Genomic DNA, 24,969 nt, shown 5'->3' on the forward strand with positions numbered 1-24,969 from the left:
CTTGATGCAATGCAAAAGCAATCTGCTCTTCTGTGAACTTTGACCTCTTCATGGCGCACCCCTCCTTAGGGATAATATCGCCGATTTTTTCTAATTTAGGGTGTCCAATTTATTGGGAGGAGGTCAAGAATGGTGATCATGGCGTAATGAACTTCATTTACACCAACAGCCTGCGCAATAGGAAACATGAGTGGAGCAAATAAAACCATTGCTGGAATACCCTCCAGTACGCTGCCAAGAATTATGAAACCAATAATTGAAACAGCAATAAACGTGAATTTACCGCCAGGTAAAGCGCTTACTGATTCAGCCAAAGTATTGGAAAAACCAGACTGGGTTAATGCCCAAGCCATACTAGTGGCACAACCAATAATAAGAAGAATTGCACCAGAAAGCGAAGCAGTTTCAATCAACATAGGCTTTAAGCGTTTCCACTTAAATTCACGATATATAAAGATGCCCACGATGAATGAATAAACAATACCAATAGTGGAAACCTCCGTTGCAGTCGCAACACCCTCAACAACAGCAGTACGAATCACAAATGGAAGGGCTAATGCTGGAAATGCAACCAAAAATGATTTCACAACCTGATCAACCTTCATCTTTGGAACATGCTCCATCGATTCGCCACGACTTTTCCACCATACAACACCGCAAAGCATGGCTCCAACAATGACTGCAGGCATTAACCCACCAGTAAATAATGCGGAAATTGAAACCCCCGTTACAGATCCAACAGTAATCAAGACCAAGCTAGGCGGAATAGTCTCAGTCTGGGCACCGGTTGCGCTTAATAGCGCTACCAACTCGCCAGGATCGCTACCCCGTCTCCGCATTTCCGGAAAAAGTGCAGGGGCAATAGCAGCCATATCAGCAGCTTTAGAACCAGAAATTCCAGAAATCAAATACATTGCGCCAATCAGCACATAAGATAGACCGCCACGCACATGCCCAAGTAATGAAGCAAGAAAAGCAATTAGTCGCTTTGCCATTCCGGTTGCCTCTATCAAAACACCCAAAAAGACAAACATTGGGACTGACAGTAAGATTAAGTGAGACATGCCTTCACCCATGCGTCCAATTACAACAATCATTGGAGTTTCTGTGCTTGCCCCTAAATAAGAAAAGGTTGCCAAGCCAAACGCAAACGCAATTGGCAAGCCTGCAAATACGCAAGCAGAGATCATGCCCACAAAAAATATTACTAAGTTAATATTTCCCAACTCCAAGAGAAATGGTCTAGCGATATAGATGGGAAGCGCTATGCCAACAATTACCGCAATAGAAATTAGGGTTACACGATGGGCTGCACTCAGTAGAAGTTTTAAGACAGCCACTATTGCCATCAAAGCAATTCCTACGGGCATAGCGGCCGCTCTCCATCCCGCTGAAATATCAAGTCCAGGCATAGACATATCAACCTCATCAATTGCAAAATGAAGACTGGGCTGAAGTATTAGCGCCATAAATGCAACGGCTGATGTGATTGCAATAGTTTCCAAAAATAATTTCGTCTCTGGGCTCGCTTTATTCACAAACGTAGTCATCCGCATATGACCACCCTGCCTCAAGGCAACTACAGAACCAAGCATCGCCAGCCACAAAAATAAAACTGATGCCAATTCATCCGACCAGATGAGTGGTGAGTGAAAAACATAGCGGGCAACGATTCCCGAAAAAAGAACTGCAACCTCAACCAGCACGAGAAATGAAACAATCATTTCAAGTGCTGCATTTAAACCTCTATCTATGTTATGTAGAAATATTCCGAAGCCTGTCTTTGACTCCTTTGTTGGAAATACTCGCTCATTTGCAAACAAACTCATTTTTTAATCCGATATTTTGAAGAGTAAATCTGGCTGTTTTGATTTAGCCAGATTTACCAATTTTTTAGAATTTGATTAGGCTAACTTGCCTACAGCACTCTCTAACTTAGACCAAGCCTCATCACCAAACTTACCCTTCCACTCTTGGTAGAACTTGGCTTGACGTAATGCCTCACGGAATGGGGCTGCATGCGGCTTATTAAATTGCATTCCTTTTGCTGCTAAGTCACCTTGCAATGAAACAGCAAGTTTTTCGCTATCAGAGCGCTGAAGCATTGCCGCAGCATTCATGTGCTTCATGGTGATTTCTCGCAAGTTTGCAGGCAGATTATCCATTGAGCGTCGATTAGAAACCAACCAATAGCCATCCCATACGTGTTGAGTCATAGCGCAATACTTCTGCACTTCATATAATTTAGAGTTATTGATAAGAGTTAGCGGATTCTCCTGACCTTCAACAACTTTAGTCTGCAATGCGCTATACAATTCATTGAAATTGATTGGGGTCGGGGCTGCACCTAAAGACTTGAAAATTGAGAGCAGCATTGGGCTAACTGGTACACGAATCTTCATATTGGCTAAATCGCCTGGATTACTAATTTCCTTCATTGAAGTAATTTGACGGAAGCCGTTATCCCAAATCTTGTCAGCTACCAATAACCCAGATTTAGCAGAGATTTGCTCCCTCATGTACAAGCCCATTTGACCATCCATAGCCTTCCAGACCGACGGATAATCACTGAATGCAAATCCAACACTGTTTAAGGAGGCAATCGGCGTTAAGTTTGCAAGCACCACGCCAGGAACACTAAACATCTCAATTCCACCTGAACGAACTTGACCCAACATATCTACATCTGAACCCAATTGACCATTTGGGAATACGCGAATATTCACCCGGCCATCGGTGTCTTTTTTAATTAATTCAGCCGCCTCAGCAAGTCTGTTGTAAATGGAGTGCCCAACTTGAACGTTAGTTGCTACTTTGTAGTTGTATGTTGACTGTGCGTAACCAGTGATAGCCGGGAATCCTAGAATTGAACCCACTGATCCTGCAGCTGCAGTTTTCAAAAGCTGACGACGACTTATCTTCATTGCTAATCCCCTATTTATGTTAGTGATACTTACTTCTCTTCTGTTTAAGAACTAAGCTCAAAAATTCACGTATTGATCTATGTCAACTTATACTGTTATTTCTGTGTTCTGAATTCTGTATACAGAGATTATTTGATATATATCAAAAAACTAATTGGGGATTACCCTTTAAAAAAAGATAAGGTAAATCATAGGCTTAAGATGAGATTTTTTAAAAAACGTTGTTTATGGCATCAAAAATGACGTTTTTATGACAAATACTTGATAAAAATACTCGGGATTGGAAAAAACTTTTTTGTGAAATCTCCCATTGCCCTCTTCATATTGAGCGGAATCTGTTTTTCCACAGTAGATGCTATAGCGAAAATACTGGTCCAGGAAACCAATCTAATTGCAGTGCTCTGGGCAAGATTCTTTGGTCAGGTGCTACTTGCTACCCCGGTTGCAATATGGTTCCTTGGCAGGAAATTTGGACGGACCAATAACTTACGACTGCAATTGTTTAGATCGTTCTTGCTGATGATTACTTCTGCACTATTTTTTGCGGGACTTAATTGGCTCCCACTGGCAGAGGCATCATCAATTACCTTTACCGCCCCGATATGGGTTGCCATATTATCCGGACCAATATTGGGAGATAAAGTCAGCAGGAAAGAATGGGGCATTGCCGGTTTGGGATTTTTTGGAATTCTATTGGTCGCAAGACCAGGGTCAGAAGTTTTTCATATGGCTGCATTGCTATTAATACTCATGGCTTTTTGCAATGCACTCTTCCAGATCTATACAAGAAAATTAACTAATGACTCCGCGTACACCACATTCTTTTATAGCGGTCTAGTTGGCTTTTTCACATCTACTGCACTATTACCTTATGCAAAAGAATTGCCATCCATATCTACGCTTGATTACGCCCTATTTGGCGCAATTGGAATTCTTGGGGGACTCGGGCATCTACTAGTGGTACTCGCGCTTTACCGCATGCGCCCTTATAAACTAACCCCATTGGTATTTTTGCAATTGATATGGGCTGTTGGTTATGGATTTCTAATTTTTGGCCAATACCCAGATTCCTGGGGGCTATTGGGAATGTTACTCATTGCATTTTCTGGGCTATGGTTGATTTGGCATCATCAATCAAAATCTCAAAGCACCAAAGAATTAAATTAAAAATCTAAAAATAGTAAATGCTGCCATACCCCAGAATATCGTCTTAAGCATACTTTTAGTAAACAAGAAACAAACTACAGCAACCAACCCGGAAAAGGTTTTTGGAGTAAATAAATTCAACTCAAATAATTGGGATGCTGGGTCTTTTATAAATATTATTTCTGGAAGAACAATAGCAATCAATGCTGCTGTTGGGGCATAGCGCAATACCTCATTAACGGCATCAGGAATATGGAATCGTGAGCCAAAAAATAAGAAAAAGTCTCTTGTAGCAAAAGTAATGATTGTCATTCCAACGAATACTATCCACAATTGAAATTCAGTCATATCTAACTTTTTTGAATTTAGCGTTCATTAACACCGCTGATCCAACCCCTGCAATCACCGAACAAACGATTGTTAGTCGATAAGGAAAATTCACAGTGAGGATGCAGGTAAAAATAGCAGCTATTGCAGAGACCAGTGAGGTTTTATCTTTTATAGCAGGTATGACTAAAGCAACTAATGCGAGAGCTCCAGCAAACCCAATACCCCAAGTATTGGGTATATATGTACCGAATGCTATTGCCAACAAGACACCTGCTTGCCATACAAGCCAATTTGATAAGGCCATACCCAAAAAATATGAAAGTTGTCCATGATCAGCGCTTGATTTGGATGGCGAAGGAAATTTTTGAAGAAATTTTGCAAAAGGAATGTCTCCGTTGAAGTACCCAATGCCCACCCTCCCCCAAAAAGGATACTTCTTAAAGTAAGGCTGAATAGCTGCGCTAAATATGACAAAACGCAAATTAACAACAAACGCAGTAAACCAAATAGTCCAAAGCGGGTAATCTCCAGCAATCAAAGGCATAACAGCCAACTGAGCAGATCCAGCAAAAACCAAGAAATTAAACCAAAAGGTTTGCATGGGATTTAACCCAGCACTTAATAATGCGATATTAGTGACGATCGACCAGGCCATGAATCCAAGTGCAAATTCATGCATAGCACGACCCCCTTCAATAAATTGAGGGTCTTTAAAAAACTTCAAAATAACTATCCATTCAAAAAATTAATATGCGCATTATTACTCAATAAATAGCTCAGCGCTAACTTGGCTTGATAAAAGGATCCCTGACTAAAGCATCACAGATATTGAGTGAGAAAATTTCAACAATCAAATGAAATGGATAAATCGAAATACTCAAGAAGATCTGACTAAGAAAAAAGTCATAAACATAATTTCAAACTGATAGACCTAAGGATGAGTTATTTCCTAATAATCCATTGGAATCAAGAGGCTATTGATAGCTTTACAGATTTATAAAACTTGATTCCAACATCTTGACTGCAGCATAAACAGACTCATTGTATGGTGTTGGCATTCGATATTCCTTACCAAGCTTAACGATATAACCATTGAGATAGTCAATTTCTGTTTTTTTACGTCGCTCTAAATCTTGGGCAGTTGAAGATTTTTGTGTGGACATGGTTCTTGCAATTGCCTCATTGACTGCTGTAGCCTCATGACTGTCAATACATACGCCTGTGTTGGCGGCAATCGCCAAAAATTCTTTAGTAATTCCATCAATTAATCTAGTGATCTCAGGAATCCGAACCATTTCGCCGTAGCATATCTGCCCAATGCCAGATAAACCGTTATAAGCGCAATTAACCAAGAACTTTAGCCACATATCCCTTTTTATATCCTTGGCCACAGTACAAGGAACGGAGGAACTTTCAAATAAAGTACAAATACCATTTAAATGTGCGTTATCCGTTGGATTTAATGCCTTTATACCCCCAATAAATAGTTCCCCCCTACCGTGATGCTTCACCACCCTTTGATTCATCATCCCACAAGCAACGTATACAACTGCAGGATAAACTGGATTCGATACTATGGAAGAAGCAATATCTACGTTAGATACACCATTTTGCAAACTCAATATCACAGCATGATTTGGCACAATCGCAGCAATCTCACGCATGATTTTTTCGGTATCGGTCGACTTTGCAGTAAGCAAGACTAAATCAGCATCCCTCAGAACCGTCAGATCATTAGTGGCTTTGATTGGAACTATCTCTTGAAAAGTTTGGCAGTCCATAAACAATCCATCTCGCGCAATTGATTCTGCGCGATCCGGTCTTGCAATAAGTGTTACGTCTTTATTTGCGCGAGACAGCATGCCGCCAAAAAAACAGCCTACGGCGCCTGCACCCAAAACATAGATTTTATTAAAGTTACTCATTTTCATCTGTAAAAAATACCCGCCTTGAAGGCGGGTGTTAACCATATTTTTTATATGGAGGAGACTGAGTTAATCCTACCCTTAGATTCCAAATCAAACAAGTGCTGCTTATAGCAATACTTAAAAAAACAAAGCCCAGACCATTGCAGATGAGGGCTTGCTTTTCTGGCGGGCCCGCCATGACTTGAATCTACTCATAGGAAGCTAAAGTATGAGCCTTATGAATAAAACTAAGAAGTGCTATCTACTCAAGATTTTCTTAACAATTGCATCAACATGGATATCAACACAATCCAAGCATGAAACTGGGCTATTGCCATCATTTAACAATAGCGGCAATTCTGTGCAGCCAAGAATGATTTTCTCAATCCCATCTTTATCTTGCATAGAGCGAATAATTTGCACAAAACCATCACGAGTTTTATTGGTAACCACCCCATGCTCCAACTCAGCCTCGATTTTGCTTTGAATATAGGCAACTTGCTGAGCATCCGGAACGACAACCTCAATACCGGCATGTTCAAATGGCGCCTTGAAAAAGGTATTGGTCATTGTGAAAATTGTTCCCAACAATCCAACTTTTTTTAATCCTTGCTTTTTAGCAACACTTAACGTGGCATCAATTGAGCTAATCAGCGGCAATGGGGATTGCGCCTTTAATGCCTCAAGCACAACATTTGGCGTATTACCTGTTAACGCCACATACTGCGCCCCACCATCAGCAAGACTCTTTATTCCACCCACTACATATCTTGCAAGATCATCAAAACGTTTTTCCTTGCAAAAGGTAAAAATTTCAAAAGCATTTAAAGATTCAATCGACAAATTTGGAATAAATTCTTTGCCTTTATGATCCTGCACTCGATGAATTATTTGACGGTAGTACAAAACAGTAGATTCGGGCCCTATTCCACCAATGAGTCCAATCTTGATCATTCCTTCATTCCTTAAAAGTTTTGCTAAGGCACAAATTGTAATTTGATTAATCAAGTAAAAGCTACTCTGAAGAGTGGCTTTTGTTTCTAACGAATCTCCTAGCCTATAGCCTTTTTTTGGCAAACAAGCATTAAATCCCTTAATTCATTGATCACGAGAGGGAAATTTCTCATTACCGTTATTTAAAGTAACGCTTACTCCAATCTAAGCAGTCAACAGTTCTTGCCCAGTCTGCTTTCCCCGCTTTTTACTTTGATAGCTTGAACTCACTTTAGCGTCTGCCTCTATTAAGCGTCTAGTTTCAGCACCCCGCAATTGCTCTGCAGCCTGGATAACTTTTAAATGGCTATAGTGACGTTCAATCATGACAACACTTGTACCCATTTGTTTAGCTAGCGTATGAATAGGCACCCGATCGTGCGTTAATGCCAAAGTAGCGTAAGTGTGGCGCAAACTATAAAACACCCGCTTTTGCTCAGTCTTAGGATCCTTTAGTAAGTTGTGATCTTCCAAGAAACACATGAACATCTTTTGAAAGGATTCACTTACGTCCTCTTTTTTGTCTTTAGTCCTAAATACGTAATCCTCATTATTGGGATTAATTAAGTCTTTAAGCGGATCGGTTAAAGAGCTATCTACCCCATAATTTCTTTTAGCAATGCGCTCTAGCACCTTTACAGTGGGCTGCCTACCAATAATCTGCCTGGTTCCAGTCTTACCAGTAACAGTAAGCTCACAACTGCGGTTTAAGTTGTGTACCTCTATACGCTCACCCCGTTCATCGACTTGATCTGTCAAAGTGGATGCAGGACTCATCATGAAGCGAATCTGCTTCCACTTAATATCTAACAACTCAATGCCAGGTCTTGCGCCAGTATCTACCAGCATCTCAATATAGTCGCGCATGATTAATCTACGCTCACGACTAGCAAGATTACGGGCAGCATCAATCCAAGGCTCTAAATTAGCCAATAACGCCTTTAGTTCATGCAATTCAAATGCAGGTCTACGATCACTCTTCTTGCCATTACTAGCTACGAGCTTAGGACGATTAGCTTCAGTTAAAAAGCCCCGAATGACCGCTTCATCAAACACCCTATTCATCGCAGCGTTTTGGGTATGCAGAGTACTCGAGGTAGGCTCTTTGCCCATCAGCTCAATACGATCACGATCAAATTGCTCTAAGGCTTCGTAGTCAATATTAGTAATCATGCGATTGCCTAGCGATGGAATGATGTAATCCTTAATCACCCGAATGTAGTCCCTATAAATCACCTTGCCTTTACCAGCAGACAATTCCTGCTCCATACGCTCAACAGCTAGCTTGGCGATATCTTTAAAGCGGCGAGTAACTACTGGTAAATTAGAACGATTACGAATTTCTGCTTCAAAAAAGATCTCTTTGGCTCGATCTTTAGCTAACTCTAACTTGCGCTGTTTGGTAGAAGCTCTTTGCCAGACTCCAGCAACCTTATAGCGACATTGCCAAATGCCACTACGCTCGCGGCGATAGATCACTAGCTCTCTAGGCAGCAGTTCATGGGTAGTTTCAACGAATTGCGGCATATAGTAACTTTAGTTTCTGATGGTGGCTTAGGACAACCGGTATTGGGCGAATCGCCTGATCAATATGCCCAAAGTGCACTGGCTGATTAGCGGCGATTCTTGGAGTCTCATGGAGATCTCTTGGTACTCGCAGCGTTACTTGAAGTAACGCTTGATCTATGCAAATACTCACTGAACCTCCGCATACATAATTCCGTGCTTTTCCAGTGCATCACCAATGGCTGCAATCTCGATACTAGAAAATACTGAATACCCTAGTCTTTGCTGAAAATAGTCATTTACAGCAAATAACGCTCCCAAGTCGTCCATATCCAATTCATCACCAAGATTAATCTTGGCACTGGCATATGCTGACGTTTTTAAAGTGTCAAAAGAGATGATTTCTTTAACTGCAAGATTGCTTTGATTCATTTGCTTCTCCCGTATATGTGGGGCTATCAATATCGATAACCTATATACGTACGATAGGCGTTTTGACCTACTTTTCGGATAAACAATCAATTCAAATCGAGTTTGTTAATAGCTTGCAGAGCCAAGCTAGGACAACCTAATTGGATGAAATACTGGGGGCAATTTAGCCAAAAGAACTTGTGGCTAAGAGTGGGGATTATTGGGGGGGTTTGTGGGGATTAATTGGGGGGGTGAGCGTTACTTTAAGTAACGGTTGAAAACTTAAAACCCAATACTTCCAATGGACCGCTTAAATTAATTACAAGAACCGCCACAGCAAGATTTAGAGGCAAAGCTAGACTCAGAAGTTAGCAATTCGCTTGCCGCCTTCAAGCCCGCCTTTACGAATAATTCTTCAGGGATAGTTTCATGGGTATTTCCGTCAACTTCAAGCGTGCGGCAACTAGACCCCGTGCAAACCGAAGAGCAAGGGGTCATACCAACTTGGGCACCCAGCCACTCTTCTACTGGCTTGTCGGCAATCCATACTTCGTTTGATTTTGATGGATTGATTTTGAATTCTTCTTCGGTTAACTCTTTAGTCTCAAATGTGACCTCAACACCCAATGGCAGGAGTGAAGATTTCAATTTGACTACCGCCTTTTCAAGCTCTTGATGGGTTTCCCCGCAACGAACACAAGTCTCGCCTGCTTTTACAAGTCGATACCAAACTATTGGCATGATTTTCATATCAACATCCCTTCAGAAATATTCAACACTAGGTGCCTTTACCTCAACCTTAATATTCGGATAGCCCCACTAAGTACCAAGAAGCCAATGAGAAGTCCAATAATCCAATCTGGAATTGGGCTACTGAACCAAGCGACTAATACACCAGCAATAATCACACCTAAATTAGCCAAGACATCATTGGCAGAAAAGATGTAGCTTGCTCGCATATGAACCCCATCATTCTTGCGTTTAGATATTAAAAATAAGCAGGTCACATTGACCGCTAAAGCTAATACTGAAATCCAAATCATCGTATTGGCTTCAGGCTGTGCTCCAACATAGATTTGATAGCTAGCTCGCCAAAGAGCACCAGCCGCTAAAAATAATTCAACAACACCAGCCAGCTTTGCGGCCTTCAGTTTATGAGATGCCACTTTGCCAACAGCATATAAAGCAACGCCATATACAGCCGCATCGGCAAACATATCTAGGGCATCAGCCATTAATCCAGCTGATTGAGCCAGCCAACCCATAATGATCTCGAGAAAGAACATGGCACCGTTGAGCACTAATAGCCAAATTAAGACTTGGCGTTCTTTGCTTTGCTCGGCGGGATCGGAAACGGCCGAGACTAGTATCGATTGGTCTATAGCTTTATTGCTCTGTATAACCGCCCCAAAATTTAATGGGATTAATTTAGCCAGCACTTCACTGGGATCCTCAGAGTGACAAATCACCACTTTCCGATTGGGAATATCAAAACTCATTGAATGAGTTATTAATGAACTCAAGGCCATGCGAATCATCTGTTCTTCAGATGGACAATCCATAGCCGGAACTAAGAAGGTGGTTTCAGTGATCACATCGGTTTTATGGTTTGGCATATATTGATACTTTAGCTGAACAAAAAAATACCAACCCGAAGGTTGGCATTTTCATTTCTGGTGGGCCCACCAGGACTTGAACCTGGGACCAAAGGATTCCGTGATTGTTAACTAATTTATGTAGTAGGCCTAGATCCCAGCAAGCCCTCAATCTTCTTTGCATAAGCCTCTAATACTGGAATTTTCTTTTGCAACTCAATCAAAGGAAGTCTTGCCGAGGCTGCGTGACAAACCAAAGCTGCAACTGGCTGTTCGCTTCGCTTTATACGAATTGGAACGGCTACCCCAACCATTCCAGCTATGAACTCCTCATTGTCCAAACCAATACCCAACTTATTGAGTCTAGCAAGTTCCAAGGACAACTCTTTTGGACTAATAATCGTGGCATTTGTACATTTCTTTAGCGTAAGAGTTGACATAAATCTTTCCAGCTCATCACGCCCCATTTGAGAAAGGAACATTTTTCCACCAGCAGTGCAGTGTAAAGGAGCTCGTGTGCCCGGCTCCAAATGCATGCGCAATGGCTCGATGGTTTCAATGCGCTCAATATACATTACGCAATCGCCATCTCGCGCAGTCAGATTACAAGTTTCTCCAAGATGGTGAACCGCCTCCCGAAGAACATTTTGACACTCTCTTCTGAATTGGCCATTGCCTAAAATTCTCAGAGCCATTTGTGCAGACTTAGGGCCCGGCACTAAACTCTTCCCACCAGGCAGTAGCGCCAAGTAACCCGAGCTGATTAATGGGCCAATAATTCTGGCTAGCGTTGCCTTGGGTATATCAGTTCGCTGAGATAACTGCGCAACAGAAACGGGAAGGATGGATTCACTAACGCACTCAATCACTCGCATTGTTCTTAACAAGCGAGCACTCTCATTTATATCGTTTTGTGAATCTATATCGCCACCAACCAATCAACTAGGTCCATGCACCTTTTTCAAGTCGCCAGCTAAAGATGCTGATTCAGCATATTCACCAGGCTCCAATACTCGAATCGTATGCGCTTCTGGGTCAACCTCAACCATAGCGCCATGAGGAATTTTCGAGGTGATGTCAGTATCAAATCCCGCCAACATCGTTACATCACCTAATGCTGCACCTTGGGCCAAAATAGTATTCACGGTATTGAATACTATTGCAGATGGGCACATATTCCTTGAGCGCATTTCATGCAGCATCCATGCTGTAGCCACACCACCCTTAGCGGTATCTAACACCAAAATCTTGTCAACGTAAGACTGTCCAACAAGTTTGTGAGATGGTCTAGAGAAGACGCCCTTAAGACGCTCTAAGTCGTACCTAGCAGAAAAGCCATCGTGCGCCACTAATGCCTGACCGATTACCTTATTACCCATTGCATGGCGTGATTTATATGCTGTGCTCATTTCAATTCTCCAGTTTCCGCTGCTTTTACGCATGCTTCCATTGAGGCAATCATTGGCACATAACCATAACCACCTAAAATATTCACTAACTTGGCGCTATTAGTTGCCAGCCTCTTCCAACCCTTTGCCACACTCATTTCACGTGCATAGGATTGATAGAAGCACATGCCAGACAACACAGTTCCACCTGCTTTCTCAATCTTTTCGGTATACCCAAAACGATCACAATCTGGCTTCACTTGAGGGCTAGTCACAGCTAAAAGTGGCTTCTTAAGAGATTTACCTTCACACAGTGCTGCAATATCCCTTAACTCAAAAATACTAAGTTGTGGCGCAGAGAAAACCACCACATCCACGCTCGTATCAACAGCATATCCACGCTTCAATGCTGCAATCTCTTCATTAGTGATCTTGTGTGCCACTTCCAGTTTGTCGCCACCAACTGCAGCAAGGCTATAAGCCTCTGGAGTAATGCCTACTAAATGGAATAAAGCTGTTGAACCAAAGCTAGCCATAGCTGCGCCAAAGTGCTTTAACTCATCAGAAGTTGGTGCGCCCTCCAGCCCCTCTAAAACAGGAACTTCCCAGTAATTGCCGCACAATTTACCAACCACGCCACCCAACGAACCCCAATCATCCAAGGTCTTCGGGGTCCAGTTCACAAGAATTCTTTTGGTTGCTTGTCTATGGCGGTCAAGGTGATATCCATATCTTGGAGTGCGGCCAGTGATGCCCGCTGATAAAGCAGAAGGTCCGCCTTCAAAGTTTGAACGAGCACCACCAATCGAGTTGGAGTAAATCACAACACCTGTATCCCCAAATGCAACGTGCTCACCTCTAGTGGCCGCTACAACTGTTTGGTAATTAATACAGGTATCGGTCATGCTGACGCCTAAACGAACAAACGCGTCTATGGCTCTATGCTCAAGCTCAACCATCCAGTCTGCCTGACCCAATAAAGTTGAATGCTTAAAGTCGGTGCCACGTGGGTCAGTAATCGTTGGAATACGAACACCGCCTTCGTTAGCATCAGCCAATTTTTCAAGCCACATTACACCTGCCTGACCTAAGCTCTCGGTATCAGCCATGATGTGGGCTTGTGTTACAGGTACAAAATCTTCAGCACCAAAAAACTTACCTACTTTAATTTGATGTTCAATTGCTGTTTTAGCTACAAATCCAGCCTCACCAGCAAGCATTGCCTTTTCTTCGTCATTTAGTCTCATCATTACTCCATGGTTATGCCAGCAGAGCGCACTGCTGCGCCCCACTTAGCGAGTTCTTTTTTCTGTAAATCAGCCAATGGCGTTTCTAAGGGCTGAACCCCTAAGGCTGACAAATTGGCATCAAACTCTGGTGATGCAATTGATTTGCTAATCGCGGCTTTCAATTTAGCAACCACGTCCTTAGGCATCCCCGCCGGACCATAAACAGCCCACCACGCAGTCATCGTAAAGTTTGGAACAAGCTCGCTAACTGTTGGTACATCCGGCAAAACTTTTGTCCTGCTTGCACTTGTCACACCCAATACTCTTAACTTGCCTGACTTAATATGAGGTAAAACCGACTGTAATGGGTCGAACATAATATCTATCTGACCGCCTAACAAATCAGTAACAGCAGGTGCGCTGCCTTTATAGGCAATATGTCTTAGCTTAATATCGGTAGCTGCGCAAAACATGGCTCCCGTTAAATGTCCCGGTGCTCCGTTGCCCGCTGTGCCATACGTATATTGGTCAGGGTTGGCTTTAGCTTTGGCTATTAAGTCTGCTAATGATGTAATGCCTGATGATGGGTTAACCACTACGGCTACTGGCGCACTAGCCACTGTTGCAATCGGAGTCAAGCTATTGATTGGATCGTAGGCCAATGATTTATACAGATGTGGATTGATTGCGCTTGTACCAACCGTTCCCATCAGTAAGGTGTACCCGTCTGGAGGACTAGAAGCTACTGCCACGACACCAACCGATCCTCCAGCGCCGCCTTTGTTATCTATAAAGACTTGTTGCCCAAGTTGGTCGCCCATTAATTTAGCCAATGGCCTTGCCACAATATCTGTGGGTCCACCAGCAGGAAAAGGCACAATCATTTTGATTGCTTTATTTGGGTAAGCGCTCTGCCCAAATACATGCATGGGCGAAACAATCCCACCAGCTACGAGGCTAGATAGGAATTTCAAAGTAAATCGTCTATTCATCTTCAATACACCGAACCTTTCATTAAGCTACGTACTTAAGCTAGGAACAACTGCTCTTGCTAACTGCATAGGACCCGAAACACTCATATTGAATGTGTATCGGTCGGGAACAATAGAAATTCTCATGTGTTCGCAAATCTCACCACTAGTGGAATAAGAGGTACGACGCATTAACAGTACGTGACCGTTTTTTGATAACTTGAGTTCTTTTGCAATTTGCGGGGTTGGATGTGAGCACTCGATCGCCACATCGGCCTTACCAATCCTCACGCCTAAATATTTTTGAAGGATGTCATACACCACCATTTTCTCTGCCAGCTTCTTACCTATTTCAGCCGCCTTACTAGGTAGAAAGGCCTCAACAACTGCAAACGCTTCTCCATCAACGGAATACTTACGCCTTAACAGAAGCGGAAGGTCTGCACCCTCTGGCAACTGCTTAGAGCTCAATCCACCTGTTGCATCAAAATTCAATAACTCAGTTTGGGGCTCCACGCCTTGAGATTTAAGTGCTTCATGGAACCCCTGCAAACTCGAAAGATCTTGTTGCAATGTTGTTCTTGCAACGAACGTACCCTTACCTCTTTTTGCAACCAACTGCCCAGACTTCACCAGCAGCTGAAGTGCTTGACGTACCGTTACCCGACTAATGCCGTAAGTCTCAGTTAACTCAGACTCGGAGGGAACTTGTTGGCCGGCCACCAACGTGCCATTAGTAATAGCCTGTACCAGTCTGTCGGCTAATTGCTGATACAAGGGGTCCGGGCTAGCGCCATCTAACCCAGTCTTTCCCAATGGAGGTGTTTTTACTTTGGATTTCATCTTGTATTAGATTGTATTATAAACAACTAAGTTGTATTAGAAATCGCTAAAATTACGAAAAATACGGGGTTAGAAGCGCAAAAAACGCCGTTAGCGATGCCAGCACCGTTACAAATGCCACAAAACGCATAACAAAAGCGGGGGGTACCAGCGAATGAATTCCTCTAGTCAACTTTGACTCCCTGAATTTGGCAAACCCAAAGGTAAAGAGACAGGCGGCGAATAGCGAAAGCGAAATTGCTATAACAGCAACTGACCCATCATGGAGGCCAATCCGCAACATCAATAGCGAATCTAACAATAGAACTACCGCTGTGCGAGTCCAAGCAAGCGCAGTCCTTTCAGGCTGCAAACCCGGATCATAGGCTCGACTCATAAATTAATGCGGAATAAGGATGAGTGCAGTTAATAAAATTCCTAGCAGCAAAACTACACCCACTAAAAAGATGATCGCCTTTGACATGGGCAGCGCTCGTTTATGTCGCATGGCTACTTCATAGTCTCTCCATTTGATATATGAGAGCACCGAAAGTATTGCGGCCACCAAACATAGACCCGCTGATACTAGAACCACAAATACTTGTGAGCCCAGTTTTACAGAGAACTGGTCAAGCAAAACGCCCGCCGCCAATATAGCCAATGCAGTTCTCATCCAAGCCAAAAATGTTCGTTCATTGGCCAGCGAAAATCGATAATCAGGGTCCTCTCCCTCAAGTCGCCACTTAGGTTCTTTGGGGTTTGTTGTCTTATTTCTTACAGAATTATCTGGGCTGTTCATACTTATCTCAAAAAAAATGGCAAGAGTAGATAGTATCCACCCTTGCCACAACTACGGCTTGCACATTTTTATGCTAGCGCATATTTATTTGCATTACGCTTCGCAATACCCCAAGCACACAGGGCGGATAAAGTTCCTGATCCAACAACATACCAGCATACAAGCCATGGGTCACCATCATTCATCTTCACTAATGCTGTAGCAATCAAAGCAGTCATGCCTGCAACAACGCTTGTCATCTGATACACGAATGAAATGCCTGTGTAACGCACTTTTGCCGTGAACAAATCGCATTGAAGGGCTGCCACGTTGCCATACACAAGTGAATACAAAATTCCATAAGGAACAATGATTGCAATCCACATCAATGTTGGGTTGCCAGCAGAGTGCTTGAGTGCATAAAACGCTGGGAACACGCTTGCTGTTGTAATAAACGTCCCGAATGCATATAGCTTTGCACGGGAAATTTTGTCAGACAGGTGTCCAGCAATTGGAATACAGATTGTTAATACTGCTGCACCAACCATCACTGCAGATAAGGCGTCTCCTCTTGATATACCAATTGTCGATACCAAATAGCTAATTGAGAAAACCGAGAAAATGTTGAAGAAAACGCCATCAACGTGACGAGCACCTAACCCCAACAATACGTTTGAGGTATTACCTTTGAACATTTCAACAATCGGCAACTTAGCTTCTTTATGAGTTTCTTTAACTTGGGCAAACTCAGGTGTCTCATGCAATCTGGTACGAATAAACATACCAAACAACACTAATACAAAAGATGCCAAGAAGCATACACGCCAGCCCCATGCCATAAAGCTCTCATTTGACATGCTTGCTGAAAGTAATGCCAAAGAACCGGAAGCCAATAGGATGCCAATTGACAGTCCCATTTGCGGAATGCTGGTGTAAAAACCACGCTTTGCTTCTGGTGCAGTTTCGTATGCCATTAATACAGCACCACCCCATTCACCGCCTAGACCAATACCTTGCAGCACTCGAATTAATAACAGCAAGGCTGGAGCCCAAAGCCCGATTTCCTGATATGTCGGTATACAACCTACCAAGAATGTTGAGACACCCATAATCATCAATGTAGCAACCAAAACACTTTTGCGCCCAACCTTATCACCTAGGTGGCCAAATACAATGCCCCCAAGCGGTCTGGTAACGAAGCCTACAGCAAAAGTAGCGTATGACAACATCAACGAAACTGTTGGGTCATCGGATGGAAAATACAACTTATTCAATACCACGCCGGCCATCACACCGAATAAAAAGAAGTCATACCATTCAATCGTTGCTCCGATCAGACTGGATATGACGGTTTGATTTAACGTCTTTTGATTTGTACTCACTTTGCCCCCTTTTTTTACTACAAATTAAACTTCTTACTTAATTACCTAACAACCTTGCCCTAACTTGACGCACTTCATCACCTAATCTAGTGAAGTGAAACTCCGGTAAATCTGGCTGCTCATTGCCCTTCTTCCACACACCCTGACTTTCCGGCTCGATAATCAATTCAACGAAAACAGGCCCTGATCCATTGAGGATTTCATCCAGAGAATTCTGTAACTGTTCAACAGTAGCTAAGCTGTAGACACGCTTATACCCAGCGCCCTTAGCAAGAGTTGGGAAATCCACATTGGTAGCGCCCGGAATTGGTAGATTGGCTAAGTTCTCAAACCAAACGCCGTTATTGAAAACAACATGAATAAAGTTGCGTGGAGCCACATCTGCCGCCATAACAAGTGATGGGAGCTGCATTAATAAGCTACCGTCCCCATCTAATGCAATAACATTTCGCTCTGGGCGAGCAATAGCAATTCCTACACCAAGGGCTGATGCTCCACCCATCAATGGCACACAAGCAACGTTGAGTCCATCTTTGTCGTATGTATCTAACCACTTAATTGCAGTCATTGTTGAGACGATAACTGCACTACTTCTCTTTTGAACAATAGCCTCTACGGCTTGTTGGCTCTTCATATTTATTTGCTCCACTGCATATTGCGATTGAATACTATTGCGACAGGTGTCATCTTTGCTTCTGCTGTTTCATACGCTTTTTTAATATTGCCAATGTCCTCGTTACTGTCGATGTACCAATAAGGGATTTCTAGTAAATCCAATAGAGGGTCCAACATCCGAACTATTCTGCGACGGGACCCCTTGGTATCGCTCCCACGGTTTTCTTGTTCACGACCAAACTGCCCAATGAGCATCACCAAGGGCAATTTCGCATCCAAGCCAATGCCACGTAAGGCATTCAATCCAGCGTAAAGACCTTGGTTTTGGATAACAATTGCAGATTTCTTGCCACCGCAATAAAGACCGCCTGCAACCATAAATGCCTCGTGCTCAGTGCAGCAATTAATTGTGCGAACTCGATCCTTCCTCTCTTCAAAAGCACGGTGCAGTGGAAGCTGAACCCAATCTGGAACAGTCACAATATGCGAAACACCCACACCCTCAAGAGAGTCCGCAATACTTTCACCTGTGACTTCACTTTGCTTCTCTACGTTCATCTACTTTCTCCAAGAATTAATTGAGCAGCCTTTTCGCCAATCATGGTCGACGGGATACTGGTATTTCCAGATACCAGCAAAGGCATGATTGATGCATCAGCGACCCTAAGATTTTCAATGCCATGAACTCGTAGGTTTGAGTCAACTACGGACATTTCGTCCGATCCCATCTTGCAAGTACCTACTGGATGGAAGATGGTCGCGCTGTATTCACGACAGAATTCACGAATTTCTTCGTCCGTTGACACCTTAGAGGCTGGGCGGTATGAAGACTCTGTGTAATCTTTCATCGCTGGCGCATACGCTAACTCTTGCGCATACTTAACTGCTGCTATTGCGCAACGCCAATCACCGTCCGTAGTTAAGTAGTTGGCCTTAATAAGCGGTGCATCAGCAGCCTTTGTGGATTGAATATGTATAGATCCACGGGATTCTGGTCGCAATTGGCACACGCTTAAAGTAAATCCGGGCCATGGATGTGGCTTATCAGCCACCTTATCTGCAGTTAATGCTGCCACATGGAACTGAATATCAGGCGTCTTTGATTCTGGTAGAACTTTTGCAAAAGCACCGACGTGATTAATACCAACAGCCATTGGGCCTGTTCTGTTAAACATATACTTCAAACCCATACCCATCATGCCTGTCCATGAACGCAATGTGTCATTGGTTGTGATTGGTTTTTTGCAACGATACATAAGACGGAATTGCAAATGGTCTTGCAGGTTTTCACCTACACCCGGCAATTCATGAAAGACATCAATGCCCAGAGGTTGTAAAACTTTAGAAGAACCAATGCCAGACAATTCCAATAATTGCGGAGATTGAATAGCGCCCGCAGCCAAAATAATTTCTTTATTGGCATGAACAGTTTTCAAGGCGCCCTGATGTTTAAACTGCACACCAATCGCCATAGTTTTCTTGAATAAGATTTTTTGGACTTGAGCTTCCGTCAGGATAGACAGGTTTGGTCTATTCTTGGCTGGGTTTAAGTAACTAACCGCCGTCGAAGACCTAAAACCATTTTTAGTTAATAACTGGAAGTACCCAATGCCCTCCTGAGTCTTGCCGTTGAAGTCATCGTTAGATGGGAGTCCAACTTGATTTCCAGCCTTGATGATGGCTTCCATCAATTCTGGGCGCTCATGAATATTTGAAATACCTAGAGGTCCTCCGCCACCGTGATATTCGTCACATCCACGTTCATTGTTTTCAATCTTTCGGAATAGCGGTAAAACATTTTTCCAACCCCACCCTTGATTACCCAATCCCTCCCATAAATCATAATCTTCAGCCTGACCACGGATGTAAATTAATCCATTGATAGAACTAGAGCCGCCTAGAACCTTACCTCGTGGCTGGTAGATTCTTCTGCCGTTTAGCTCTTTCTCTGGCTCTGTGTAGAACCCCCAGTTGTACTTTGGATTAAACATGGTCTTGCCATAGCCAATTGGGATATGGATCCATGGTGATAAATCACGTGGACCAGCCTCCAACAATAAGACACTGTATTTGCCCGATTCGCTTAGTCGATTAGCTAACACGCAGCCTGCAGTTCCAGCACCAACAATTACGTAGTCAAACTCGTCCTGACTATTCACCAACGCCCCCATGCCTGTATTAAGATGTATTGAGGCATGTTAGGTGCTATTTAGGTGGGTTTTATCTGGACTACACAAATACACTCATTTTTGAGATAAAAATTATGAAAATTAATCCAAAAATGGATCGCACATTAGCAATTGATTTTTACTTTAAGCGTTACTTAAAGTAACGCCCAAAAGACAAACCCCCACCATTTCTGATGAGGGATTGCTTTTCTGGTGGACCCACTAGGGCTTGAACCTGTTTCCGGGAGCTTAGATAGGGCGCCCAAGCTTTACCACTGAATTCATTCAAAGCCAGACGCTCGAGCATCTGCAATGACATGTAGCTCACGGTTGGTGGGTGGTATATAAATATTCTGATAGTACACAGCATCACCCTCAGTAAGGTAAGCAATAGCCTTTAAACACAAGCATTGCGCTCCTTCTGATAGACCTAAAGCTTTTAACGCATCCTTTGGCGCTTCTGCTTGTCGCAAAAATAAATCAACTCGCTTTATTAACTGCCCAGACGCTCTAAATATAAGGTCCTTAAAGTTCTCACCATCTAATTCCCGCAAAGATAATTCAGAGAATATTGGCAAACGTAAAGCATCAACCACAAAAGAGCTGTAAACACTAAATTCTTTGCCAATAGAGATAACGCGAGTAATCTCCACCCCTTTGGCAGCACTTAAAGCAGCAGACCACAAACCTTTATCGCTTAACTGTTTACGCCCTGTAGTTTTGGGATAAACCTTGAGGTAATTTGCACCAGAATCATCTATAAATCGACAATGAAATGGATGTGACATTTCATCATTTGTTGTCCTGCCTGCAATAAATGAACCTTGGCCATGGCGTCGTTGCAACACCCCTTCATCCACCAATTGCCTTAAACCTCGCTGAATAGTACCCAAGCTAATAGGAAGAGCTTCAGCCAATTCTTGCTCATTAGGCAAACGATCCCCAGGAGCAAATTTTCCAGAAGCTACAGCATGAACCACTGCATCTCGTAGTGCCGTGTATTTTGGCAACCCAGGTCGAGAAAACTTATCAAGCATTCGCCCAATCTCTTTCGCTGAAACTGGCTCTGTAATCATTGACCCCACTTTTACCCTAGCTTTCTATACAAATTTTTATTATCCCAAGCTATTTTATGCTATGTTACTATATAACTATATAGTTTTAATAGAATCGGAGATAAAAATGCCAAAACCTAACAACCTCATCGTCATCATGTCCGACGAGCACAATCCAAAGGTAATGGGTTGCGCTGGGCATCCAGTGATCTCAACCCCAAACCTAGATGCATTAGCCGCTCGCGGAACACGCTTTACTTCTGCATATACAACAAGCCCAGTTTGTGTACCTGCCCGCGCTGCGTTCGCGATTGGCAAATATATTCATCAAATCGGTTTTTGGGATAACGCTGACGCATATGACGGTTCTATTCCAACTTGGCATCACCACATACGCAATAGAGGTCACAAAGTTGTCTCTGTCGGCAAATTGCACTTTCATACAGCCGAAGAAGATCATGGATTTACAGAAGAGATCATTCCTATGCATATTCTTCATGGCAAGGGCGACCTAATGGGCTTAGTACGTGATGATCTACCTAAACGTGGTGGCGCAAAGAAAATGATTGGAATGGCTGGCCCTGGTGAGTCAAGCTACACTTTGTACGACCGTGACATTGCCGCTCGCGCACAAGTATGGTTACGCGAAAACGCTGATAAACACCAAGATAAACCTTGGGTGTTATTTGTTTCCTTTGTAGCTCCGCACTTCCCTTTAACAGCACCCCCCGAACACTACTATCGTTACTTCAATCAAAAGTTACCGATGCCAAAGTTATATGCAAGGGAGCATCGTCCAAACCATCCTTACATTGAAGACTATCGCAATAGTTTTTGCTATGACGACTACTTTGAGTCAGAGCAGGATGTGCATAAAGCATTGTCTGGATACTTTGGCCTTGTTAGCTTCTTCGATGAACACCTTGGGAAGATCATGAAAACCCTTCAAGACATGGGCCTAGAAGGATCTACAGACATCATTTACACAAGTGATCATGGCGATAATCTTGGTTCAAGAGGTCTATGGGGTAAGTCAACTATGTATGACGAAATCGCTGGTGTACCTTTGATTTGTGCTGGTCCTAGCTTTCCAAAAGGCAAAGTGATTAACACTCCTGTTAGCCACGTAGATGTATGCCCTACCGTGATGGATATCGTAGGCGAATCATTTGATGAAGTACAAGATGATCATCCTGGCGTATCACTCATCGATCTTTCTGAGGGTGCCACCCCAGAAAGAACAGTAATTAGTGAATATCACGGAATGGGCTCAACCTCAGCAGCCTATATGATCCGCGTGGGCAAATACAAATACATTCACTACTCCAAGTATGCCCCCCAACTCTTTGACCTCGAAGCTGACCCAGATGAAATCAATGATCTAGCAAATGATTCCTCGATGTCTGCGGTACTAGAAGAGTGCAAGAAACGCTTGCATGACTTATTAGATCCAATGGAAGTAGATAAACGCGCTCGCGCAAGACAAAAAGAGCTTTTAGATGCTAATGGCGGTAGAGAAGCGGTTATAGCTAGAGGTGATTTAGGCTTCACGCCGGCACCTGGAGTAGCGGCTGACTTTAAGTAATGCTAATTTAGAGGAGACAATCATGTTACAAAAACTTATTATCAGCACCATACTCCTAGGCCTTCCATGGATTGCACCAAGTCTTGCGCAGGCTCAGGCATACCCAAACAATATGGTCAAAATTATTGTTCCATACCCAGCAGGAGGTGGGGTTGATTTTGTGGGCCGCACTGTTAGCCAGCGCCTTAGTGAGATTTGGGGGCAACCGGTAACCATTGAGAACAAATCTGGAGCCAGTGGGTCTATTGGGGCAGACTATGTCGCAAAATCAAAACCAGATGGGCTAACTCTAGTTCTTGCATCACCCGCTGAAGTACTGGTTGGACCAATTGCCGGCCAAAAGACTTCTTACGACCCACAAAAAGATTTAATCCCAGTTGTGCTAGTTGGGGAAACGCCGCTTGGGGTTGTTGCCCACCCATCTATCGCCGGCTCAAATTTAGGAGAGGCATTAGCAAATTCAAAGAAAAGTGGGAAAGAGTTAAGCTACGGCACTCCCGGCAATGGGAGCAGCATGCACTTTGCAGGGGAAGCAATTCAAGAAGGTACAAATACACCTTTAAATCACATTCCTTATCGTGGCGCGGCACCCGCAGTAAATGATGTACTTGGGAATCAAGTAAATATGGCTATTGTTGGGCTGCCACCTACAGTCGCACATATTAAAGCTGGCAATATGAAATTATTGGCGGTGACAACAATGAAGCGTAGTCCAGCATTCCCTGATGCTCCTTCAATTGCTGAAATACCTGGTTTGAAAGGTTATCGCTTTTCAAACTGGATGTTGCTACTAGCGCCAGCAGGCACTCCAAATACAATTGTTAATAAGATTGCTCAAGATACCAACAAGGTCTTGTCTGAACCTGATATTAAGAAAAAGCTTGAGGAAGCAGGCGTAGACGGTGTAGGACTTACAGGGGCAGACTTGAATAAATTTTTGGGCGAAGAACGTGCCAGATACACATCAATTGCAAAATCTGGAAAAATCAAATTTAGCGAATAGCACTATTTTCCCAACCGTTACTTAAAGTAACGCTCAAATAAAAAGCCACTCCGAAGAGTGGCTTTTTATTTCTGGTGGGCCCACCAGGACTTGAACCTGGGACCAAAGGATTCCGGTTTGTGTAGCTTTCACTACTCCCTGGACTATGCCTTCACCATATCGATTGCTCGACTTAGGTGGGTGCCGTCTAGTCTCTACACGTTCAAAGTAATTTCTTACTAAGCTTCGCTCGGCGTTAGCTTGGATATTTCTACCTTTAGCTTTCTCCGAATTTGACACCATCCCATATACAGTTTCCACGTATATGGCACAACTTACGCCATGAGTCCTCTGCTCTAACCAACTGAGCTATGGGCCCTAAACTTGCTCTTTTTAACCCGATAAAACTGGGCTAATACTACTGCTTTACAACTTGCCTCGGTGTGTAAGCGGTGTGTAAGCAAACTTATCCACCCTTACCACGCTAAGAGCCTTATGTTTACTAGGTTCTTAGCAAAATACAACGAGGTTATCTCTCTTATGAGAAGAGCAACCCCTACCTGCGCCTTATAGAATATGGCTTAGAAGCATTTAAAGCTAAGTGTAGAAGTGAATGTAGAAGCTACTTTTGAAAGTATTAGATTAGCTGTTTACAACACAAATAAAGCACTGCAATTTCACACTGTTAAAAGTGTATCACCACAAAAAATAATCAACAAATCGTTTAAACGATTTACTAACTTATTGTGCTCGAATTCGCGTTCGTTCGTGTTATCTGCGCTTCAAATTGAAAATATATAGCAATACATTTGAAATGATTTTCAACGTGCGATCGTCATTTCTTATGTTACTTAAGTGAATTTAGAAACTGCGTATCCCAATTTACAGCCTCATAGAAGCTTAGCTTGTAATACAAGTTATTGATTTGAGTATTAGGTAAGCTGACCTCAGAAGTATTAAATTGGCTAAATCATCGAGGCTACCCCAGAGTCACCTTGTAAACGTGTGACTACCTGTAGCTTAGTCCACAGATTAGTGAGCTTGATGTCATCTCAACCTGAATCGCTACCACTTCTATAGACACTTTCTAGCCTAATATTTAGTCTATTAGGAGGTGTGTCATGAGTACAAGAAGACGGTTTACTGAAGAGTTCAAGTTAGAGGCAGTCAAACAGGTAGTTG

The 24,969-nt window shown here is 43.0% G+C and carries 27 protein-coding genes; 4 read left to right on the plus strand and 23 right to left on the minus strand.

The features are described 5' to 3' along the window. Nucleotides 1-95: 95 nt before the first annotated feature. Together ICN30_RS10705 and ICN30_RS10710 are read right to left on the minus strand one after the other, a co-directional pair. Nucleotides 96-1,724 carry a TRAP transporter large permease subunit gene (locus tag ICN30_RS10705; protein WP_370626647.1) on the minus strand — a complete coding sequence of 543 codons (1,629 nt, stop codon included), beginning with the start codon at nucleotides 1,722-1,724 and terminating at the stop codon, nucleotides 96-98. Nucleotides 1,725-1,904: 180 nt separating this feature from the next. Then, nucleotides 1,905-2,924, minus strand: a complete 1,020-nt coding sequence (locus ICN30_RS10710) for a TRAP transporter substrate-binding protein (RefSeq protein WP_216275581.1) — start codon at nucleotides 2,922-2,924, stop codon at nucleotides 1,905-1,907. Between the two features lie 297 nt (nucleotides 2,925-3,221). Between ICN30_RS10710 and ICN30_RS11800 the strand changes: the two genes are divergently transcribed. Continuing rightward, nucleotides 3,222-4,091 carry a DMT family transporter gene (locus tag ICN30_RS11800; RefSeq protein WP_216275583.1) on the plus strand — a complete coding sequence of 290 codons (870 nt, stop codon included), beginning with the start codon at nucleotides 3,222-3,224 and terminating at the stop codon, nucleotides 4,089-4,091. Here ICN30_RS11800 and ICN30_RS10720 read toward each other — a convergent pair. From ICN30_RS10720 to ICN30_RS10820, 21 genes are all read right to left on the minus strand, one after another. Further along, a complete protein-coding gene (locus tag ICN30_RS10720) occupies nucleotides 4,083-4,418 on the minus strand; it encodes an AzlD domain-containing protein (protein WP_216275585.1) in 336 nt (111 codons plus the stop codon). The genes ICN30_RS11800 and ICN30_RS10720 overlap by 9 nt on opposite strands. Further along, complete coding sequence (locus tag ICN30_RS10725) at nucleotides 4,411-5,079, minus strand: AzlC family ABC transporter permease (protein WP_216275587.1); 669 nt, start codon at nucleotides 5,077-5,079, stop codon at nucleotides 4,411-4,413. Before ICN30_RS10725 ends, ICN30_RS10720 begins: the two co-directional genes overlap by 8 nt. A gap of 307 nt (nucleotides 5,080-5,386) precedes the next feature. Then, nucleotides 5,387-6,325, minus strand: a complete 939-nt coding sequence (locus tag ICN30_RS10730; RefSeq protein WP_216275589.1) for a ketopantoate reductase family protein — start codon at nucleotides 6,323-6,325, stop codon at nucleotides 5,387-5,389. A gap of 240 nt (nucleotides 6,326-6,565) precedes the next feature. Then, a complete protein-coding gene (locus ICN30_RS10735; protein ID WP_216275592.1) occupies nucleotides 6,566-7,261 on the minus strand; it encodes an aspartate/glutamate racemase family protein in 696 nt (231 codons plus the stop codon). 204 nt (nucleotides 7,262-7,465) lie between these two features. Then, nucleotides 7,466-8,827, minus strand: a complete 1,362-nt coding sequence (locus tag ICN30_RS10740; protein ID WP_216275594.1) for a hypothetical protein — start codon at nucleotides 8,825-8,827, stop codon at nucleotides 7,466-7,468. Next, a complete protein-coding gene (locus tag ICN30_RS10745; RefSeq protein ID WP_216275596.1) occupies nucleotides 8,811-8,999 on the minus strand; it encodes a hypothetical protein in 189 nt (62 codons plus the stop codon). Before ICN30_RS10745 ends, ICN30_RS10740 begins: the two co-directional genes overlap by 17 nt. Further along, nucleotides 8,996-9,238 carry a hypothetical protein gene (locus ICN30_RS10750; protein WP_216275598.1) on the minus strand — a complete coding sequence of 81 codons (243 nt, stop codon included), beginning with the start codon at nucleotides 9,236-9,238 and terminating at the stop codon, nucleotides 8,996-8,998. The genes ICN30_RS10745 and ICN30_RS10750 overlap by 4 nt, the downstream gene beginning before the upstream one ends. Before the next feature lie 294 nt (nucleotides 9,239-9,532). Continuing rightward, nucleotides 9,533-9,967 carry a DUF2703 domain-containing protein gene (locus ICN30_RS10755; RefSeq protein WP_216275601.1) on the minus strand — a complete coding sequence of 145 codons (435 nt, stop codon included), beginning with the start codon at nucleotides 9,965-9,967 and terminating at the stop codon, nucleotides 9,533-9,535. 38 nt (nucleotides 9,968-10,005) lie between these two features. Continuing rightward, nucleotides 10,006-10,833, minus strand: a complete 828-nt coding sequence (locus ICN30_RS10760) for a cation transporter (RefSeq protein ID WP_216275604.1) — start codon at nucleotides 10,831-10,833, stop codon at nucleotides 10,006-10,008. A 116-nt stretch (nucleotides 10,834-10,949) separates the two neighbouring features. Then, entirely contained in the window at nucleotides 10,950-11,699 is a 750-nt protein-coding gene (locus tag ICN30_RS10765) for an IclR family transcriptional regulator (RefSeq protein WP_216275606.1), read from the minus strand. A 51-nt stretch (nucleotides 11,700-11,750) separates the two neighbouring features. After that, complete coding sequence (locus tag ICN30_RS10770) at nucleotides 11,751-12,221, minus strand: aconitase X swivel domain-containing protein (protein WP_216275607.1); 471 nt, start codon at nucleotides 12,219-12,221, stop codon at nucleotides 11,751-11,753. Beyond that, on the minus strand, nucleotides 12,218-13,447 hold the full coding sequence (locus ICN30_RS10775; RefSeq protein ID WP_216275609.1) for an aconitase X catalytic domain-containing protein: 1,230 nt from the start codon (nucleotides 13,445-13,447) through the stop codon (nucleotides 12,218-12,220). The genes ICN30_RS10770 and ICN30_RS10775 overlap by 4 nt, the downstream gene beginning before the upstream one ends. A gap of 2 nt (nucleotides 13,448-13,449) precedes the next feature. Further along, nucleotides 13,450-14,421 carry a tripartite tricarboxylate transporter substrate binding protein gene (locus ICN30_RS10780; protein WP_216275611.1) on the minus strand — a complete coding sequence of 324 codons (972 nt, stop codon included), beginning with the start codon at nucleotides 14,419-14,421 and terminating at the stop codon, nucleotides 13,450-13,452. Nucleotides 14,422-14,448: 27 nt separating this feature from the next. Beyond that, complete coding sequence (locus ICN30_RS10785) at nucleotides 14,449-15,243, minus strand: GntR family transcriptional regulator (RefSeq protein WP_216275613.1); 795 nt, start codon at nucleotides 15,241-15,243, stop codon at nucleotides 14,449-14,451. Nucleotides 15,244-15,295: 52 nt separating this feature from the next. Next, nucleotides 15,296-15,619, minus strand: a complete 324-nt coding sequence (locus ICN30_RS10790; RefSeq protein WP_216275616.1) for a DUF202 domain-containing protein — start codon at nucleotides 15,617-15,619, stop codon at nucleotides 15,296-15,298. A 3-nt stretch (nucleotides 15,620-15,622) separates the two neighbouring features. Beyond that, nucleotides 15,623-16,021 (minus strand): YidH family protein, encoded by a 399-nt coding sequence (locus tag ICN30_RS10795; protein ID WP_216275618.1) that lies wholly within the window; start codon nucleotides 16,019-16,021, stop codon nucleotides 15,623-15,625. 68 nt (nucleotides 16,022-16,089) lie between these two features. Next, nucleotides 16,090-17,382, minus strand: a complete 1,293-nt coding sequence (locus tag ICN30_RS10800) for an MFS transporter (protein WP_216275620.1) — start codon at nucleotides 17,380-17,382, stop codon at nucleotides 16,090-16,092. A gap of 37 nt (nucleotides 17,383-17,419) precedes the next feature. Further along, complete coding sequence (locus tag ICN30_RS10805; protein WP_216275622.1) at nucleotides 17,420-18,016, minus strand: thiamine pyrophosphate-dependent enzyme; 597 nt, start codon at nucleotides 18,014-18,016, stop codon at nucleotides 17,420-17,422. A gap of 2 nt (nucleotides 18,017-18,018) precedes the next feature. After that, the gene (locus ICN30_RS10810) at nucleotides 18,019-18,555 is read right to left on the minus strand and encodes a thiamine pyrophosphate-binding protein (RefSeq protein WP_216275624.1); all 537 of its coding nucleotides are present in this window, start codon (nucleotides 18,553-18,555) and stop codon (nucleotides 18,019-18,021) included. After that, nucleotides 18,552-20,156 (minus strand): GMC family oxidoreductase, encoded by a 1,605-nt coding sequence (locus ICN30_RS10815; RefSeq protein WP_281776478.1) that lies wholly within the window; start codon nucleotides 20,154-20,156, stop codon nucleotides 18,552-18,554. The genes ICN30_RS10810 and ICN30_RS10815 overlap by 4 nt, the downstream gene beginning before the upstream one ends. A gap of 290 nt (nucleotides 20,157-20,446) precedes the next feature. Further along, nucleotides 20,447-21,241, minus strand: coding sequence for a GntR family transcriptional regulator (locus tag ICN30_RS10820; protein WP_216275628.1), 795 nt, complete (start codon nucleotides 21,239-21,241; stop codon nucleotides 20,447-20,449). A 106-nt stretch (nucleotides 21,242-21,347) separates the two neighbouring features. Between ICN30_RS10820 and ICN30_RS10825 the strand changes: the two genes are divergently transcribed. The 3 genes from ICN30_RS10825 to ICN30_RS11805 all read left to right on the plus strand — a co-directional run. After that, nucleotides 21,348-22,805, plus strand: coding sequence for a sulfatase-like hydrolase/transferase (locus ICN30_RS10825; protein WP_216275630.1), 1,458 nt, complete (start codon nucleotides 21,348-21,350; stop codon nucleotides 22,803-22,805). Between the two features lie 22 nt (nucleotides 22,806-22,827). Next, complete coding sequence (locus ICN30_RS10830; protein WP_216275633.1) at nucleotides 22,828-23,808, plus strand: tripartite tricarboxylate transporter substrate binding protein; 981 nt, start codon at nucleotides 22,828-22,830, stop codon at nucleotides 23,806-23,808. Between the two features lie 1,100 nt (nucleotides 23,809-24,908). Further along, nucleotides 24,909-24,969: transposase (locus ICN30_RS11805; RefSeq protein WP_370623727.1), on the plus strand; the 61-nt coding region annotated here is incomplete at its 3' end.

The organism is Polynucleobacter sp. 31A-FELB (genome assembly GCF_018882405.1).
Lineage (GTDB): Bacteria > Pseudomonadota > Gammaproteobacteria > Burkholderiales > Burkholderiaceae > Polynucleobacter.